1 protein-coding gene is annotated in these 2,094 nt (G+C 62.0%); it reads left to right on the top strand.

The features are described from left to right. Positions 1-377 precede the first annotated feature (377 nt). Complete coding sequence (gene hutU, locus ACE04F_RS27950; protein WP_039592729.1) at positions 378-2,066, top strand: urocanate hydratase; 1,689 nt, start codon at positions 378-380, stop codon at positions 2,064-2,066. Positions 2,067-2,094: the final 28 nt, after the last annotated feature.

The raw sequence follows: 2,094 nt of genomic DNA, 5'->3' as shown, positions 1-2,094 counted from the left end.
GGGCCGCTACGCGCCCCAGCGGGAGCAAGCTCCCTCGCCACAAAAAACCCATTCATTTGTTCCTTTTGCGCGCACCAACTTGTTACCGAACGCCCCAGCGTGGCGCAATACCACGCTTTTATGCCCCCCCGACGGGCCCCTGAAAAATCCTCTACAAAAATTTCATGCAACTCGGCAGCCCTTCAACCACAGGGCTTTCAGCCAATTCATCAGTCGATCCCGAACCGCGCCCAGAACAAGTTGGCCGCTTGATTGCATATGCTTGTACATACAAGTAAAGACGTATGCGTATGAGTTGCCTGCATTCAACGCAACGTTCGCTGAATCGCTGCCCACTGCCCGGGCTGGTCTGGATTGATCGCTGAGGAGTTTTTGCTGTGACCGACGCTACCCGCAAACCTGAAAAATACCGTGACGTTGAAATCCGCGCCCCTCGCGGTAACACGCTGACCGCCAAGAGCTGGCTGACTGAAGCGCCGCTGCGCATGTTGATGAACAACCTCGACCCGGAAGTGGCCGAGAACCCCAAGGAGTTGGTGGTCTACGGTGGCATCGGTCGCGCGGCGCGCAATTGGGAGTGCTACGACAAAATCGTCGAAAGCCTCACCAACCTGAACGACGACGAAACCCTGCTGGTGCAATCCGGCAAGCCGGTTGGCGTATTCAAGACCCACAGCAACGCTCCTCGTGTGCTGATCGCCAACTCCAACCTGGTGCCGCACTGGGCCAGTTGGGAGCATTTCAACGAACTCGACGCCAAGGGCCTGGCCATGTACGGCCAGATGACCGCCGGCAGCTGGATCTACATCGGCAGCCAGGGCATCGTCCAGGGCACTTATGAAACCTTCGTCGAGGCCGGTCGCCAGCATTACGATTCCAACCTCAAGGGCCGCTGGGTCCTGACCGCAGGCCTGGGTGGCATGGGCGGCGCGCAACCCTTGGCCGCGACCCTGGCCGGTGCGTGCTCGCTGAACATCGAATGCCAGCAGGTGAGCATCGATTTCCGTCTGAAAACCCGCTACGTCGACGAGCAGGCCAAAGACCTCGACGACGCCCTGGCGCGCATCGAGAAATACACCGCCGAAGGCAAGGCGATTTCCATTGCGCTGTGCGGGAACGCCGCCGAAATCCTCCCGGAAATGGTTCGCCGTGGCGTGCGCCCGGACATGGTCACCGACCAGACCAGCGCCCACGACCCGCTCAACGGCTACCTGCCGGCCGGCTGGACCTGGGACGAATACCGCGCCCGCGCCAAGACCGAGCCTGCCGCCGTGGTGAAAGCCGCCAAGCAATCGATGGCCGTCCACGTCAAAGCCATGCTGGCCTTCCAGAAAATGGGTGTGCCGACTTTCGACTACGGCAACAACATCCGCCAGATGGCCCAGGAAGAGGGCGTCGAAAATGCCTTCGACTTCCCTGGTTTCGTCCCGGCCTATATCCGTCCGCTGTTCTGCCGTGGCATCGGCCCGTTCCGCTGGGCGGCGCTGTCGGGTGACCCGCAGGACATCTACAAGACCGACGCCAAGGTCAAGGAACTGATCCCCGACGACGCCCACTTGCACAACTGGCTGGACATGGCCCGCGAGCGCATCAGCTTCCAGGGCTTGCCGGCACGGATCTGCTGGGTTGGCCTGGGCCAGCGCGCCAAGTTGGGCCTGGCGTTCAACGAGATGGTGCGCAGCGGTGAGTTGTCGGCGCCGATCGTCATCGGCCGCGACCACCTCGATTCTGGCTCCGTGGCCAGCCCGAACCGTGAAACCGAATCCATGCAGGACGGCTCCGACGCCGTTTCCGACTGGCCACTGCTCAATGCCCTGCTCAACACTGCCAGTGGTGCGACTTGGGTATCACTGCACCACGGTGGCGGCGTCGGCATGGGCTTCTCCCAGCATTCGGGCATGGTGATCGTCTGCGACGGCACCGACGAAGCGGCCGAGCGGATTGCCCGCGTGCTGCACAACGACCCGGGCACGGGCGTGATGCGCCATGCCGATGCCGGTTACCAGATCGCCATTGATTGCGCGAAGGAGCAGGGGCTGAACCTGCCGATGATTACCGGCAAATAACGCAACACCATGTGGGAGGGGGGGGGCG

The sequence above is a fragment of the Pseudomonas sp. AGC41 genome, assembly GCF_057334555.1.
This window is presented reverse-complemented; position numbering and strand designations above follow the sequence as displayed.